Source organism: Streptomyces sp. NPDC020965, from assembly GCF_044333555.1.
In the GTDB taxonomy this organism is placed as follows: domain Bacteria; phylum Actinomycetota; class Actinomycetes; order Streptomycetales; family Streptomycetaceae; genus Streptomyces.
Map to the genome: position 1 here is coordinate 1 of NZ_JBIRRE010000014.1, position 16,199 is coordinate 16,199.

Here is a 16,199-nt window from a genome sequence, read left to right on the forward strand (position 1 = left end):
TTCCTCCGGCCCCCCCCCGGTGCGGGGCCCCCTAACCTCTTCTGGCGGCGGCCCCCGCCTTTTATTCCCCCCCCCCCGGGGGGGCCGGGGGGGCGGGGGCCCCCCCCCCCCCCCCCCCCCCCGCGCTGGGGTAGTTGGGGCGGTTCATCACCCGAACGACTGATTATCGGCTGAGATCTCCCCGAAAGGATCATCGGGATTTCACCTCGATGAACCCAATGTGATCAATTGCGCACGCACGGTTTCATCGATTTCGCGAAGGGGCCTCTATGCGTACGGTCCGACAGTCGGTGCTGGATGTTCTACGAGCGCGCGGAATGACCACCCTGTTCGGCAATCCGGGGTCCACCGAACTGCCCATGCTCAAACAGTTCCCGGACGACTTCCGCTACGTGCTCGGACTCCAGGAGGCCGTCGTCGTCGGCATGGCCGACGGATTCGCCCTCGCCTCCGGGACCACCGCCCTGGTCAATCTGCACACCGGGCCCGGCACCGGCAACGCCATGGGCGCCATCCTCAACGCCCGCGCCAACCGCACCCCCATGGTCGTCACCGCCGGCCAGCAGGTACGTGCCATGCTCACCATGGAGGCGCTGCTCACCAACCCGCAGTCCACTCTGCTGCCCCAGCCCGCGGTGAAGTGGGCGTACGAACCGCCGCGTCCCGCCGACATCGCGCCGGCCCTGGCCCGCGCGGCCCAGATCGCCGAGACCCCGCCGCGCGGGCCCGTCTTCCTCTCGCTACCGATGGACGACTTCGACGTCGTGCTCGACGAGGAAGAGGACCGGCGGGCGGCACGGACCGCGGCGCGGGTCGTCACCCATGCCGCCGCCCCCTCAGCCGATGTGGTCCGGGAACTGGCCGGCCGGCTGACGGCCGCCCGGAACGCCGTGCTCGTCGTCGGCAACGACGTGGACGCCGCCGGGGCCTGGGACCCGGTCGTCGAACTGGCCGAGCGCACCGGGCTGCCCGTCTGGTCGGCCCCCACCGAGGGCCGGGTCGCCTTCCCCAAGACGCACCCCCAGTACCGGGGGACGCTGCCCCCGGCCATCGCACCGCTCGCCCAGCGTCTGGCGGGACACGATCTGGTCCTCGTCATCGGCGCTCCGGTGTTCTGCTACTACCCCTACGTCCCCGGCGACTACCTGCCCGAGGGCGCCGAGCTGGTCCAGTTGACCCGGGACGCGGACGAAGCGGCCCGCGCCCCGGTCGGGGAGGCCGTGGTCGCCGATCTCGCCCTGACCGTACGGGCCCTGCTCACCGAGGTGCCCGGCCGCCCTGGGACTCCCGCCGCGCCGGCCGCCGCGCGCCCCGCCGTGCAGACCGGGTCCGCCGACGAGGCCGACGGGGCGCTCACTCCGCTCGCTGCGATGACCGCCATCGCGAAGGGGGCCCCGGAGAACACCCTCTGGATCAACGAATCCCCGTCCAATCTGGAGCAGTTCCACGAGGCGACCCGGATCAGCACCCCCGGCTCCTTCCTCTTCACCGCGGGCGGCGGCCTCGGCTTCGGCCTCGCCGCCGCCGTCGGCGCCCAGCTCGGCGCCCCCGGACGGCCGGTGGTCTGTGTCATCGGCGACGGATCGACCCACTACGCCGTCCAGGCGCTGTGGACCGCGGCCACCTACCGGATCCCGGTCACCTTCGTCGTGCTGAGCAACCAGCGCTACGCGATCCTCCAGTGGTTCGCCGAGGTGGAGCGGGCCCAGGGCGCCCCCGGGCTCGACATCCCCGGCCTGGACATCACCTCGATCGCCACCGGCTACGGCGTCCGCTCCCACCGGGCGTCCGGCGCGGGCGAACTCACCAAGCTCGTAAGGGAGTCGGCGCTCCAGCAGGACGGACCGGTCCTCATCGACGTGCCCATCACGACCGAGCTGCCCACCCTGTGACCATCGCGAGCCGCCGCCACCCTCCGTATCACAGCACCGCTTCGGAAGGCCGAGGATGACCCTCACCACCGACACCCCCCTCCTGCTCAGCCGGCTCGGCGCCGAACTCCCCGCCGACCGGCTGCTCACCGATCCCGCGACGCTCGCCGCGCACTCCCGGGACTCCGCGCCCTTCTCCGAGTGCGGAACCCCCGCCGCCGTCGCCGTCCCCCGTACCGCCGATCAGGTCGCGTTCGTCCTGCGCACCGCCTACGAACTAGGTATCCCCGTCGTCCCGCAGGGGGCCCGCACCGGACTCGCCGGCGCGGCGAACGCCGTCGACGGCTGTGTGATCCTCTCGACCGTCGCCATGGACCGCATTCTCTCCGTCGACCCCGCCAACCGGCTGGTGCGCTGCGAACCAGGTGTCACCACCCGGCGACTGGGCGAGGCGGTCGCCCACCACGGACTGACCTATCCGCCCGACCCGGCGTCCTGGGAGAGCTGCACCATCGGCGGCAATATCGCCACCGGAGCGGGCGGCATCTGCTGTGTGAAGTACGGCGTCACCGCCGACTACGTCCTCGGTCTCGACCTGGTGCTCCCCGACGGCCGGCGGATGCGGACCGGCCGTGACACCGCCAAGGGCGTCGCCGGATACGACCTGACCCGGCTGATCGTGGGGTCGGAGGGCACGCTCGCGGTCGTCGTCGGCGCCACCCTCGCGCTGCGGCCCGCCCGCCGGCCCGCGCTCTCCCTGCTCGCCCAGTTCCCCAGCCTGACCGCCGCCGGGGACGCGGTCGCCGCGATCACCGGAGCGGGCCACACCCCGTCCGCCCTCGAACTCCTCGACCGGGCCACCACCCAGGCCATCGTGGACCTCGGCCATCCCTTGCTGCGCCCCGGCAGTGCCGCCACCCTCATCGTGGAGAGCGACGCCGCCGACCCCGCGGCCGACCTCACCGCCATGAGACTCCTCTGCGAGACCGCTGGAGCCGGCCATGTGGCCACCGCGGCCACCAGCACGGAGGCCCGGCAGATCATCGAGGCGCGCCGGCTGGTCAGCCCCGCGCTCGGCGCCTACATGGCCTCCCGGGGCGGCGGACTCACCGCCTTCATCGAGGACGTGGCGGTGCCCCGCTCCGAACTCCCCCGATTCATCGGCCTCATCGAGGAGATCGCCGAACGCCACCGACTCAAGATCTTCACCCTCGGCCACGCCGGGGACGGCAATCTGCACCCCACGGTCGTCTTCGACGAGTCCGACCCGGACGAATACGCCCGGGCGCGGACCGCCTACGACGACATCATGGCCGCCGGGCTCGACCTGGGCGGCACGACCACCGGGGAGCACGGCATCGGCACCCTGAAGCGGGACTGGCTGGAACGCGAACTGGGCCCCGTCTCGCTGGAACTCCAACGTGGCCTCAAGCGGCTCTTCGACCCGAAGAACCTGCTCAACCCCGGAAAGGTGGTCACGGCATGACCCAGTCCACCCAGTCGCGGGACACCCGGGGGGACGAGGCACCCGGCGCGCCACCCGCCCGCGCGGGCCGGGCGGAGACCATCCGCTTCGTCGCCACCCACACCCTGCCCGTCTTCGTCCGCGGGGTCGCCAACCCCCGGTTCGGGGTCGTGGCCCTGTACGCGCGCGTCAACCAGCCCCGCTGGTCGACCGCGACCCTGCGCGCCATGAAGCTCCGGCACGGCGGCGCCCCCGTCCAGGTGCGCGCGCTCTCCGGCGAGATGCTCGTCCTGTTCGACCAGGCGGACATCAAGCGGTTCTTCGCGGAGCCCGTACCGACCCTCGCCATGGACGCGCCCGACAAGTACCGGAGCCTGGCCGTCTTCGAGCCCACCGGGGTCATCTGTTCGCACGGCACCCTGCGCGAGGAACGGCGCCGGATCAACGACGAGGCCCTCGCCGCCGATCAGCCGGTGCATCCGTGCCGGGCCTCGTACCAGCGGATCATCGAGGAGGAGTGCCGCACGCTCACCACGGGTGACACCCTGGACTACCCCCGGCTGCGCCAGGTCCTGAGCCGTATCTCGCGCCGGGTGGTCCTGGGTGACCGGGCGGCCGGCGACGAGGAGTTGGCCGGCTGGCTGACGACCCTGCGCGGCCAGGGCAACTGGATGGGCCGGAGCAGGGTCAAGCAGAACCAGGCGCTCTACGCGAAGGCGGAGGCCAGGATCGCCCGGTACGCGTCCGACGCACCCGAACACACCCTCGCCGCGCGGGCCCTGAGCCGCCCTTCGCCGGAGGAGACCGACCCGCTCGGCCAGACCCACCACTGGCTGCTCGCCATCGACGTCTGCGCGCCGATCATCGCCCGTACCCTTCTCCTCCTCGCGGCACACCGCGCCGAACAGGACGCGGCGCACGCCGAGGCCGCGTCCGCCGAGGCCGCGCACCTGCCCCGGCTGCGGGCCTGCGTCCAGGAGTCGGTACGGCTGTACCCGATCGTGCCCGATCTCGTCCGGGTCACCCGCGCCGAGACCGTATGGCGGGGTGTCACCTATCCGGCGGGCACCAGCGTCCTGGTCCCGATCGGATACCACCAGCGCGATCCGGACCAGGTCCCCGGCGGTCATCTCTTCGTCCCCTCGCGCTGGCAGGAGGACGGGGCCGACCAGGACACCCGGATGGCACCCTTCGGCCAGGGCGGCGCCCGCTGCCCGGGGGACCGGCTGGGCCTGCTGCTGTCGGCCGCCGTCTGCGCCGAGGTGCTGCGCGGCCACCGCCTCACCGGAGGGCGGCCGGCCCTCGACGTGGGGCGCCCGCTGCCCGGGGTCGTGGACACGGCCGGTATCCGGCTCCGCCTGGCCCCCCGCTGACCCGTGCCGTCGAGGTCCCGGCCGGGACCTCGACGGCACCACCCGAACCGCTTTCCCCCCGCCAGGGGGAAGCCCGTCCGGCCCCGGCCCACTCCCGCAGAACCCTGTCCCACGCCCGCCCCCGGAGGATCACCCATGCCCGAAGCCGTCAGGTCCGCCACCGAACCGGACGTCGCCTCCCTCCACCACATGTGCCGTGAACTCGGCGAGGCCGCCGACGCCGTGCGGGAGGCCGCGCGGTACGCCTCGGAGATCGCGCTCGGCCCCCGACTGCCGCTCGCCGCGGCCGGTTCCCGGCGCACCAGGACCGCCCATCTCACCCTGCTCAGAACCCTGATGGACCCCGAGGGGCTCGGCTGGGCCCCGCACGGGCGCACCCCGCTCGCCGGGGCCGTCTGGCTCGCCGGCGTCCTCACCAGCCGGGAGAGCCTCGCCGTCAGTCTGGCCGTCACCGGCCTCAAGGCGCGGATCAGGGCCGCGTCGGTGAGCCACCCCGAACTGCTCGACAACCCCACCACCTCCAAGGTGCTGCGCGCGATCGAGGAGGACCGGCAGACCGAGGCGGTGCGGGCCTTCAAACGCCTGCTCACCGAGAAGGGTGCCGAGTACGCGCTGGCCCTGCTCGCGCCGTCCTTCGCCGACATCATGGCCTGGAACGCGCTCACCGACGAGAATCCCTTCAATGACACCGCCGGCTGGCAGATCGCCACCGGGCGGGCGCTGACCTCGGAGTATCTGGTCGGCATCAGCGGCACGGTCTGGTCCTTCCTGGACCGCGGACCCGGCCGCGCCGAACCGCACACCCCGCCGGCCGGCCTGCTCGACGCGCTGGACACCTCCGGCACCGTCGTCGGCTACGTCCGCAACATCGACCTCATCGGCACCGGCGGCCTGCTGCTCGTCCAGGAGGTCGACGGACCGGACGGCGTACGCCGGTACGTCGTCCAGTTGGCGGGAATGTCGCGCGGGTTCAACGAGGAGAGCCCGCAGGACCTCGTCGGCGCGATCAGCGGAGTGGCCGGCACGGACACGACGTACACCCGGGCCGTGACCAAGGCGCTGCGGCACCTCATCCCCTCCGGGACGGAGATCGCGCTGGTCGGCCACAGCCAGGGCGGCATCACCGCCATGAACCTGGCCGCGAGCCGGGACTTCACCGCCCTCTACACGGTCACCCATGTCGTCGCGATCGGCTCCCCGATCGACCAGAAACGGCCCGCCGATCCGCGGATCAAGGTGATCTCGCTGGTCAACGAGCACGACATCGTGCCGAGTCTGGAGGGCCGCTCGGCGATCTCCCCGTACTCGCTCTCCGCCGAGTTCACCGAGTTCACCTGGACCGACGACAGCCATGCGTTCCCGCTCTGCCACGCGGCCGAGCGGTACGCGCACAACCTCCAGCACGACGTGCCCGACGTGCGCGCGCACGTCGACTCCGCACTCGCCGCGTTCCGCGGCCGGGTGTCCAGTACCCGCCTCTTCACCCTCCATGACCGCTGAGGACGACGTATGACCGACACCACCTCCCCCCGCACCTCGCCGAACGACGTCCCACCGCCGGAGCCGTCACCCGCGCCGGCGACCCCCCGCACCAAGGCGCCCGAGCCGTACGACCCTCCCGGGCTCGTCGAGCGTCTGGAGTCCGCGGCCTTCGCCAGGATCAACCGCAGCCGTGAGTGGTGGGAACTGCCCACCATCGTCGGACTGATGAATCTCAAGGTGCTCCGGGCGGACCTGCGCCGCGAGAACCTGCACGACACCTTCGGCGCGGGCGGCGAGCGTACCCGGCGCCCCACTCCCCGGCCGGCGCCGCACCGCTCGTACGACGGCTCCGGCAACGACCCGCACGATGTGGACATGGGCCGGGTCGGCACCCGGCTGGACCGCAACGCCCCGCTGGACATGGCCTTCCCGGACGCGGAGGCGGCGCTGATGGCGCCGAGCCCGCGCGAAGTGAGCCGGCGCCTGCTGGCCCGGCGCGAGTTCATCCCGGCGACCTCGCTGAATCTGCTCGCAGCGGCCTGGATCCAGTTCCAGAACCACGGCTGGGCCAATCACGGTGACAACGAGGAGGCGGAGCCCTTCACCGTCCCGCTCGCCGCCGACGACGACTGGGCGCAGTGCCCGATGCGGGTGAACCGCACCCGCCCCGACCCGGTGTCGCACACCACCCCCGACGCCCCGCCGACCTACGAGAACACCGTCACCCATTGGTGGGACGGGTCGCAGATCTACGGTTCGAACGAGGAGCGCTGCCGCTCGCTGCGCGCGGGCGAACGCGGCCATCTGCGGATGGAGGACGGCCGGCTGCCCGCGGACGCCCGCCCCGGGCTGGCCTGTCTGGACGCGACCGGTTTCAACAGCGACTACTGGACCGGGCTGTCCCTGCTGCACACGCTCTTCGCCAAGGAGCACAACGCGATCTGTGACCTGATCGCGGCGCGGCACCCCACCTGGGACGACGAGCGGCTGTTCCACACCGCGCGGCTGGTGAACACCGCGCTCATGGCCAAGATCCATACGGTGGAGTGGACTCCGGGGATCCTCGACACCCCGGTCGCCCGGCACTCCATGAACGCCAACTGGTACGGACTGCTGCCCCGCTGGGTCGGCAAGCGCTTCGGTCGCGTCTCCCGCAGTGAGGCGCTCAGCGGCATCCTGGGTTCGCCGACGGACCACCATGCCGCGCCCTTCTCCATGACGGAGGAGTTCGTCTCGGCGTACCGGCTGCACCCGCTGATCCCGGACGAGATCACGATCCGCGACCACCGGCGGGGCACCGCCCGCGAGGTCATCGGCTTCAACGACATGCAGGGCGCCACCACCCGCGGCGCCATCGACACGTACGGCATGAGTGATCTGTTCCACACCTTCGGCACCGAACACCCCGGCGCCCTCGTGCTGCACAACCACCCGGACGCGCTCCGCGATCTCGTCCGGCTCTCCGGCGAACACATCGACCTCGGCACCGTGGACATCCTGCGCGACCGTGAGCGCGGCATTCCCCGCTACAACGCCTACCGGCAGATGCTCCGCAAGCGCCCGGTCGACTCGTTCGAGGAGCTGACCGGGGGCCACCCGGAGGACACCTCACTGCTGCGGGAGGTCTACGAGGGGAAGGTCGACCGGGTCGACACCCTGGTCGGCAATCTGGCCGAGCCCCGGCCGGCCGGCTTCGGGTTCAGCGACACCCTCTTCCGGATCTTCGTCCTGATGGCCAGCCGACGTCTCAAGAGCGACCGGTTCTTCACCACCGACTACCGCCCCGAGATCTACACCGCCGAGGGGCTGCGCTGGATCGATGCCAACTCGATGACCACCGTGCTGCTGCGGCACCACCCCGAACTGGCCACCTCCCTCGACGGGGTGACCAACGCCTTCGCCCCCTGGCGGGGACGGTCCTGACCGCCACCGCCCCCCGCTGAGGGGGGCGTACCCCCCGCCGGACCCCATACGAGGAGATTCGAGATGAGCGAGTACCCCACCACCGCCGAACGGCGCCGGCCGGGAACGGCGAACGGCCTGCGAACCCATGCCACCGCGCTGCGCGAACGCGCCGAACGGCTCCGTACCGCCGCCGCGGACGTCGTCTGGAACGGCCCACAGGCCGACGCCTTCCGCTCCCGCGTCGAGGAACTCGCCCGGCGCTGTGACACGGCGGCCGACGGACTCGCCCGCTCGGCCGTCCGGTTCGACGACCGCCCGGGACGCCGATGATGCTTCCGGACATGCCGGCCAGCTTCGTCGTCATCCCCGCGGTGGGACTGCTCACCGTGGGGGGCATGGTCTGGCCCGGCCGTCCGCTCAAGGCGCGCTGGGGCGTCCGGCGCGGATCGGACGGCCCCAGCGTCGTCGAGTACGTGACCGCGATGATCGGGGTCATCTACGCCGTGGTGCTGGGTCTCGCGGTCATCACCGTCTGGGATTCGCTCAAGGAGGCGGAGAAGACCGTGTCGGCGGAGGCCAGTGCCCTGCGGGACGTGTTCCTGCTCTCGGCGGCGCTGGACGACCCGGAGGCCGTGTCGCGGGTGCAGACCATGGCGCACACCTACGCCCGCGAAGTGGTCGCCGTCGAGTGGCCGATGATGCGGGAGGGCGCCGGACTCGACCCGGCCGGCTGGCACCAGCTCGACCTCATGCGGAGTGACCTCGTCGCCGCGAAGGTGGAGACCGCCAAATCCACGGAGATCTTCGGGCAGGCGCTGGACAGTATGCAGACGGTGTACGAGTCACGCCGGGAGCGCGATATGCAGGCCGGTGTCAGGATGCCCGGACTGCTGTGGCTGGGGCTGGTACTGGGCGGTGTCATCTCGGTGGCCGTCGCCATACTGCTGGCCGAGTCGTTCTCCCGTTCCCATATGCTCCTGACGGCGGTCCTGGCGATCCTCATCGCCTTCCAACTCGTCCTCATCTACGAGCTGGACGTGCCGTACGGACACGGCATCCGCGTCTCGTCGGCGCCGTTCGACCGGGCCATCGACCGTTTCGACCGGCTGTCCTGAGGGCGGGGTCACCCACCGGCCCGTTCCGGTGCGACGGCATCCGTCGTCGCACCGGAACGGGCACCGTCACTCCCGGCCGGTTCCCCGTCGAGCCAGGTCCTGTCCCGATCACGTGACGCGCCCGCTGGCGCGGGGACCCCCGGCACCGGAGCGAACGCGCCTGAGATCATGGAGCCCATGACGAACCGGGGGCCCATCGCCGACGACCAGCGGGTGGCGCGCCGCACCGCGCGCCGCCCGCGGCGGGGGGCGGCGCCGCCCCCCGCCGCGCCCATCCTGACTGTGCGGTACGCGGCCGAACCCGGCAGCGTTCCCAGCGGGGGGCCGCCCGCCCCCGGTACCCGCCGCGCCGGCGCTGACCGGCGGGCCCGGGAGAAGGGCATCACCACCCCTGCGCCCAGGCCCGAACGCTGCCCGCCCTTCATCGGACCTCTCCTGTGACCCGTATGCCCCTTGCCCCGCCGCCGGCACCGACCGGGGGGCCGCTCGACGACCGACTGCTGCCGGCCCGGGCGCGTCGACCCGAAGCCGTCGTACGACTCCTCGCCGGACTGGCCCTGATCGGCCTCGTCCTGCTGACGGCGGGGGCGGGACTTGAGACCACCGGCGGGCTCGATGCCGATGTGGCCGAGGGCGTCGACGGCGCGCCACGACTGTTGCTGGGGGCGGCGGGCTCCGCGGGGGCGCTCGCGCTCGTCGTGCTGCCGGTGCTCTTCGCCGTACAGCGACTGGCGCACCGTCAGGAACGGCAGGTCCTGGACGGTCTGGTGGCGGCGCTGCTGACGCACGGCGCGGGAATCGCCCTCGGTCACGGCGGCTTCTCCGTCGCGCCCCTCGGGTACGCGGCCTGCGTCGTCGCCTTCATGACCGCGGGCGCCATGCCCGAGCGGAGTTGGCGTCCGGCGATGGCCGTCGCCCTCGCGCTGTACACACCGCTCCCGCTGGCGGACGGGCGGAGCGGGGTGACCGCCGTCGCGCTGGCCCTGCTGACCGGCTGGACCCTCGCCCACGGCACGATCTGCGTACTCGGCTCCCCCACGGACGCCCCCACCGTGCGGCAGTTGTTCGCGAGCCTGCGCCGAGTGGGATTCGCGCCCGCCTCCGCCCATGCGGTGCCCGAACCCGCGCGGGCGCGCCACCGTTTCCTGGTGCGGCAGCGGGACGGCGGGCCCGACCTGGATGTGTTCGTCCTCGACGGCACGGCGCGGGCGTTCGGTCTGCTGGGCCGGGCCTGGCGGTGGCTGCGGCTGCGGATCGGGCCCGGCGACCGCGACCGGCGTTCGCCGCGCGTGCGCGCCTCGTACGAGGCGCTGCTCGCCCACGCAGCGGCCGGGACCGGCGCGCGCACCCGGCGGCTGCTGGCCACCGCGGACCTCGGCGCTGACGCGGCCATCGCGGTGTACGAGCCCCTGGCCGGTCGGCGGCTGGACGAACTGGCCGACGCGGAGGTGACGGACGCGCTGTTGGCGGATGCCTGGCGACAGGTCGGGCTGCTGCACCGGCGCCGCACCGCGCATCGCGCGCTGGGGGCGAGCGCGCTGCTGGTGGACGGGGCCGGGCGGGTGCATGTGACGGAGCTGGCCGGCGGCGACATCGCGGCCAGCGACCTGGCGCTCCGCATCGACGTGGCCCAGTTGCTGACGACGACGGCGCTGCGGGTGGGGCCGCGCCGCGCGGTCGCGGCGGCGCTCGCGTCCCTGGGTCCGCACCGCACCACGTCGGCCGTGGCGCTGCTCCAGCCCCTGGCGCTGCCCCGGGCCACCCGTCGGAAGTTGCGCCGTCACGAGCGGCGGACCAGGGCGGACGAGGCCGGCGCGGGCGCGTCGCCGGGGGGTCCCGCGCCGGAACCGGCGCCGACCGGGGTGGTGCCGTCCGAAGGGGTGCCGTACGGGTCGGTGCCGTCGCGCAGGGCCGGTAGCCGAACCCCCCGGGCGGGCTCCGCCGCGACCACCGGCCTCTCGACGCTCCGTCAGACCCAGCAGGTCCCGGGCCCCGATAAAGCCTCGCAGCTCTCGCAGATTCCGCGCCAACCGGAGCACGGCGACGGCACCACGCCCGCCCCCGAACCCGGCGATCTCCTCGCCGAGATACGGGAGGAGATCCTCAGCACCACCGGCCTCCGTGCCCCGGTGCGCCCGGTCCGGTTGGAGCGGCTACGGCCCCGCACCCTCATCACCGTCATCGGGGGCGCGGTCGCCGGATATCTGCTGCTGCTCCAACTCTTCGGTGACAACGGCAACCCCCTCACGGCCATCGCACGGGCGGAGCCCGGCTGGGTCGGGCTCGCCGCGCTCCTGTCGGCCAGCCGCTACGGCGCGGCCACCCTGGGGTTCATCGGTTTCGTTCCCGAGCGGCTCAAGGTCCGGCGCGTCGCCCTCGTCCAGGTGGCCGGGTCCTTCGTCAATCTCGTCTCGCCCAGCGGGGTGGGCGGAGTCGCCGTCAATGTGCGGTTCCTGCAGCGTTCGGGCATCCCGCTGCGCCAGGCCATGGCGAGTGTGGGCGTCGCCCAGGCGGTCGGGCTCATCTTGCACGCCCTGCTCGTCCTGGTCTTCGGGCTGCTGGTCAGTACCCGGTACGACTCCTCGCTCACCCTCTCCCCCGCCGTGACCACCGCCCTGCTGACCGTGGCCGTCGCCGCGCTGACCATCACCGCCGTCCCCACGATCCGGCGCTGGCTCGGCGCCCGGCTGCAACCCCTGCTCGCCGGGGTGCTGCCCCGGCTGCTGGGCCTGCTGCGCCAGCCGTCCAAGCTCGCCGCCGGAGTCACCGGTCAGCTCTTCATCTCCCTCACCTCGGTGGCCTGTCTCTACTCCTGTGCCCGCGCCTTCGGTGAACAGCCCGGTTTCATGGAGGTCGCCGTCGCCGCACTCGTCGGTACCGCGCTCGGTTCGGCCGTGCCCACTCCGGGTGGTGTGGGCGGTGTCGAAGTGGCCCTCGCGGTGGCCCTGGAGCAGGCCGCGGGGATGGCGGAGGGCAGCGCCATCGCACCCGTACTGCTGTACCGGCTGCTGACGTTCTGGCTGCCCGTGCTCCCCGGGTGGTTGGCCTTCGCCCGGCTCCAGCGGCAGCGGGCGATCTGACACCGCGGCGGCGTCCGGGGCCGCGGGCGGAGGCGGAGGCGACGCACCGTCGGGCGGAGGCTCCGCGCCGATCCGCAACCGGCCGGCCGGGATTCTGGTATCTCTCCCGGAGGCGGTTCCCCGGGGCTGCCGTCACCGGCCGGTCCCGTGATCCGCTGGGGGGCGAAAGTGCCAGGCGGAGTGGTCGTCCCGCGGCCACTCCATCGTCTTACGGAGGGCCGCGTCATGAGATTCCCGCGTCACCGACTCACCGCCGCCGCGGCGGGCGTCCTGCTGGCCGGAGCCGGTCTTACGGCGGCCCCGTCGGCCGCGGCCGGGACACCAGTAGCGGCACCGGCACCGGTCACCAACGACTGGACCTGCGACACCACCACCCGGGTGGTCTACCCCTGGATCGGGCCGGTCGTCACCGGGCGGGACAACTGCGTGGGCGTGCACGGCCAGCCGGCCGGGACCGGCGGCGCGGGCACCATCCACGACCGGGGCACGGGGAAGTCCTATGTGTGTCTCCAGGACGTGCACACCGCCGACGCGCCCGCCCTGGTCACCGGCGCCCGTTGCGTCGGCTGATCGACGCGCTCACCCCCGCCGGTGAACGGTGGCTGCCCGGACCCCGCGCGCCCCGGCCCACCGGGCGGGGGCGCGCTGGAGCTGTCGGGCTCACGGAATGCGTGCGACGGCTCCCCAGCCGGCTCGCACCGTGGCGTTGCCGGTGGTGGCGTCGGGCTTCCAGTTGGGCCACGACACGAGCCCCGGTTCGACCAGTTCGAGCCCGGTGAAGAAGAGCGGGATCTCCTTGACGGGGTCACGGAAGATGTACGGCACGGCGCCGCTGGCGTTGTAGGCGTTCTGCGCGCGGGCGTGCTCGGGGCTGTCGGCGGTCGAGTGGCTGAGGGCGAGGAAGCTGCCCGCCGGAAGCCGGTTGACCAGGCGTTCGACCAGGCCGAGGGCCTCGTCGAAATCGACGATGTGGCCCAGCACGTCGGAGCTGATCAACGCGATCGGTCGGGTCATGTCCAGCGTTTCGGCGGCACGCGCGAGGACGGTCTCCGTGTCCTGCATGTCCGCCTCGATATACGCGGTGGCCCCCTCAGGGGTGCTGTCGAGGAGCGCCTGGACGTGGAGCAGGACCAGCGGGTCGTGGTCCACGTAGACGATCCGGGAGTCCGGAGCGATGCGCTGGGCGACCTCGTGCGTGTTGTCGGTGGTCGGCAGCCCGGCGCCCAGGTCCAGGAACTGCCGCACCCCCTCCTCGGCCGCCAGATAGGTGACGGTGCGCCGCAGGAAGGCACGCGATTCCCTCGCCATGACCTCGATGCGGGGGAATGCCTCGCGGTAGGCGTCACCGGCGACCTGGTCGGCGATGTAGTTGTCCTTGCCGCCGAGCCAGTAGTTCCACACCCGGGCGGAATGGGCGACCGACGTGTCGATGCGCCGTCTCGGGTTGTCCGTCATAACGGGTTCTTCTCCTCTGATCCAGTACGGGTGGTGGTGGGGAGCGGTCGCTCCGGGGACGGGGCGGCCGGGGACGCGCCGTCGGGGCGGGTGCGGTGCGCGGCCGGTGCGCGGGGCCGGCCAGGGCGGGAGGGCCAGGAGGCCGGGAGGCGGAAATCATCAACGGAGCTCGTGGGGCCGGGTGTTGGCTGCACGGCGCCCGAGCAGGGCGGCGTCCGCGAGCCGGCGCGGGCACGGCGCTCACCGGATCGCGCGGCCACCGGGGGGCGTCGGGTCCCCGCCGGGGGTGCCGGCGGCTCAGCGCGGCCGCGACGGCCGACCGACCGGCTCACCCGGCGATCCCCCGGGTGCGGAGCCGTACGGCTCCCGGCGACGGGGCTCCCGGCCTGTCCCGCGTCCAGCGTCGTCTCCCCTTCTCGGTCCCCGCGCCGGGATGAACGGTGACGGAGTACGTTCCCCCCGCGTCCGGAGGCCCCTGCGTTGGCGCACACCGGGGCGGTTTTATCACTCGGTCGGCCCAACGATGGTCAGCAACCTACCGCCTTCAACGGGCCTCGTCCGCCGGATCCGGGATCACCGGCTCCCTCCCGCCGGGAGACGGTCCCCGGGGACGGTCGAGCACATGGTGGATCCGGCTGGCCACATGGAGGTTGAGCCGGGTGTCGACATCGCCGAGGTCGTGACCGGTGACCGCGCGGATGCGCTGGAGCCGGTAGCGCACGGTGCTCCGGTGGACGCGCAGGGCCGCTGACGTCGCGTCGTAACTGCCGCCGTTCTCCAGGTAGTACGAGAGGGTCGCGGCCAGCTCGGTGCGGTGGCGGGCGTCGTAGTCCAGCAGCGCGCCGAGCCACTCGCGGACGAATCGATCGGTCTCCCGCTCGCCGTCACCGATGCCCATCACCCGGCAGAGGCCGAGTTCCTCGAATCCGGTGCCACCGTGCGGCTCATGGGATCTGCGCCGTACGGCGAGGGCGCGAACGGCCTCCTCGTACGAGTGCGGTAGCTCCGCGAAGCCGTCGCAGGGGCCGCCGACCCCGACGGCCCCTGAGTCGGTGCCGAGTTCGGCCGAGACCGCCCGGTACAGGGCGTCGCCCGCCGTCTCCCGGCCCGCCAACAGGGCGACGGCGGTCGGACCGCGTGAGCCGGTGAGGACGGCCAGCCGCAGCCGCCGGGCCGCCCGCTCGACGGCGTCGCAGACCGCTGGCCCATCGGGGGTGCCGGACCACCGCAGGACGGCGACCCGGTGCGGACGGTGCAGGTCATGGCCGAGCACGGCCGCCTGGCCGAACACGTCGTCGGTCGCCGTGCCGGAGATCAGCCGCTCGACCAGATCATGGCGCAGCCGGGGTTCCAGCTCGGCGAGTCTGCGCTCGTGCGCGAGGTGCGGAGCCAGGACCAGCGCGGTCTGTTCGAGCGCGGCGGCGTCCGCGTCCGTCGCCCGCCGATCGGGGTCGACCAGGGCGACCAGCCCGAGCGGGTCACCGGCCATCGCGACGGGGACGATCAGCCGGTCGTGATCGCGGACGGCCCCGGGCGCGCGGTGCGCCCCCGGCTGCCGCGCGCCCGGCGCGGGGCGTGGTCCGGACGGGCCGGGACCGGCGCGGGCGCGCGGGTTACCGAAGAGGTCCTCGGTGAGCGCGGGGAGTCCCGTGTGCTCGTACAGGATCCTGAGGATGCCCCGCTCGCCCTCGCCGGAGGCGGCGGCGCGGGCGAGGGCCTCGTGGAACGCGCTGCGGGCGGCGAGGCGGACGACGGTGGTGTCGAGGTCGGCGCCGGGTGCGGCCGGCCCGGTGCCCCGGGTGCTCCCCCGCTCCTCCCGCCCCGCCCGCATCCCCCGCTCGGGGGTATCCCGGTGCCGGGCGAGGGCCGCGCCGGCTCGCCGGGCGATCAGGTCGGCGTCGGCGGTCTCCCGGTCCGACGGGGTGGCCAGGAGTCGGACGGCGAGGTAGCCGAGACAGTGGTCGCGGTGACGCAGGGCGATGGCCCGTATCCGGGTGCCGTCCGGTTCGTCGAAGTACCGGCTGTACCCGTCCAAGGCGCTGATCAGCGGAGTGAGGGGGTCGGCCGGGACGGTCGCTCCGGCGCTGTTCGCGGACCCCGCCGTACCGCCGGACGGGTGAGGTGGTGGGCACCGTCGTGGGGGGCCGTGGCCGCCCGTCGTGTAGGCCGCTTCGGCGGCGAACGGTCCGCTGGCGGCGACCGCCGCCATGGCCGTCCACAGCGTCCCGCGCTCGTCACAGCGGTCGAGTATCGCCGCGACGAGGCGGGGATAAGCGGGCCGCGCGGCTGCGGGCCGCGATACCGGACCGGACGGCGCGGCCGTTCCGGAGGGGGCAGCGTCCATCGGTATCCGTTCGGGGTTTCGTGGCTCGTCCGACTCCGCCTCCCACGCTACGCCGACCGGCACCTGCCCTCATCAGCGAGCCCGGCCGCTGTCCTGACCTGGTGGACCG

General features: G+C 73.3%; 11 protein-coding genes. 9 read left to right on the forward strand and 2 right to left on the reverse strand.

The genetic code is table 11. The features are described from left to right. Positions 1 to 269 precede the first annotated feature (269 nt). The 9 genes from mdlC to ACH4S7_RS32200 all read left to right on the forward strand — a co-directional run bounded on the left by mdlC (position 270) and on the right by ACH4S7_RS32200 (position 12,861). Positions 270 to 1,892 (forward strand): benzoylformate decarboxylase, encoded by a 1,623-nt coding sequence (mdlC, locus tag ACH4S7_RS32160; protein ID WP_398524897.1) that lies wholly within the window; start codon positions 270 to 272, stop codon positions 1,890 to 1,892. Positions 1,893 to 1,947: 55 nt separating this feature from the next. Beyond that, the gene (locus ACH4S7_RS32165; protein WP_398524898.1) at positions 1,948 to 3,357 is read left to right on the forward strand and encodes an FAD-binding oxidoreductase; all 1,410 of its coding nucleotides are present in this window, start codon (positions 1,948 to 1,950) and stop codon (positions 3,355 to 3,357) included. Then, positions 3,354 to 4,709 (forward strand): cytochrome P450, encoded by a 1,356-nt coding sequence (locus ACH4S7_RS32170; protein ID WP_398524899.1) that lies wholly within the window; start codon positions 3,354 to 3,356, stop codon positions 4,707 to 4,709. Before ACH4S7_RS32165 ends, ACH4S7_RS32170 begins: the two co-directional genes overlap by 4 nt. Positions 4,710 to 4,844: 135 nt before the next feature. Next, positions 4,845 to 6,209: an alpha/beta fold hydrolase gene (locus ACH4S7_RS32175; RefSeq protein WP_398524900.1), complete on the forward strand. Its 1,365-nt coding sequence runs from the start codon at positions 4,845 to 4,847 to the stop codon at positions 6,207 to 6,209. A gap of 9 nt (positions 6,210 to 6,218) precedes the next feature. Next, a complete protein-coding gene (locus ACH4S7_RS32180) occupies positions 6,219 to 8,114 on the forward strand; it encodes a peroxidase family protein (RefSeq protein WP_398524901.1) in 1,896 nt (631 codons plus the stop codon). A gap of 63 nt (positions 8,115 to 8,177) precedes the next feature. Next, positions 8,178 to 8,426: a hypothetical protein gene (locus ACH4S7_RS32185; RefSeq protein ID WP_398524902.1), complete on the forward strand. Its 249-nt coding sequence runs from the start codon at positions 8,178 to 8,180 to the stop codon at positions 8,424 to 8,426. An 11-nt stretch (positions 8,427 to 8,437) separates the two neighbouring features. Continuing rightward, positions 8,438 to 9,211 (forward strand): hypothetical protein, encoded by a 774-nt coding sequence (locus ACH4S7_RS32190; RefSeq protein ID WP_398524903.1) that lies wholly within the window; start codon positions 8,438 to 8,440, stop codon positions 9,209 to 9,211. A 446-nt stretch (positions 9,212 to 9,657) separates the two neighbouring features. Continuing rightward, a complete protein-coding gene (locus tag ACH4S7_RS32195; protein ID WP_398524904.1) occupies positions 9,658 to 12,291 on the forward strand; it encodes a flippase-like domain-containing protein in 2,634 nt (877 codons plus the stop codon). A gap of 225 nt (positions 12,292 to 12,516) precedes the next feature. After that, positions 12,517 to 12,861, forward strand: coding sequence for a hypothetical protein (locus tag ACH4S7_RS32200; RefSeq protein WP_398524905.1), 345 nt, complete (start codon positions 12,517 to 12,519; stop codon positions 12,859 to 12,861). 90 nt (positions 12,862 to 12,951) lie between these two features. Here the strand turns inward: ACH4S7_RS32200 and ACH4S7_RS32205 are convergent, their stop codons facing one another. After that, the gene (locus ACH4S7_RS32205; RefSeq protein WP_398524906.1) at positions 12,952 to 13,746 is read right to left on the reverse strand and encodes an SAM-dependent methyltransferase; all 795 of its coding nucleotides are present in this window, start codon (positions 13,744 to 13,746) and stop codon (positions 12,952 to 12,954) included. 544 nt (positions 13,747 to 14,290) lie between these two features. Continuing rightward, the gene (locus ACH4S7_RS32210) at positions 14,291 to 16,090 is read right to left on the reverse strand and encodes a PucR family transcriptional regulator (protein ID WP_398524907.1); all 1,800 of its coding nucleotides are present in this window, start codon (positions 16,088 to 16,090) and stop codon (positions 14,291 to 14,293) included. Positions 16,091 to 16,199 lie beyond the last annotated feature (109 nt).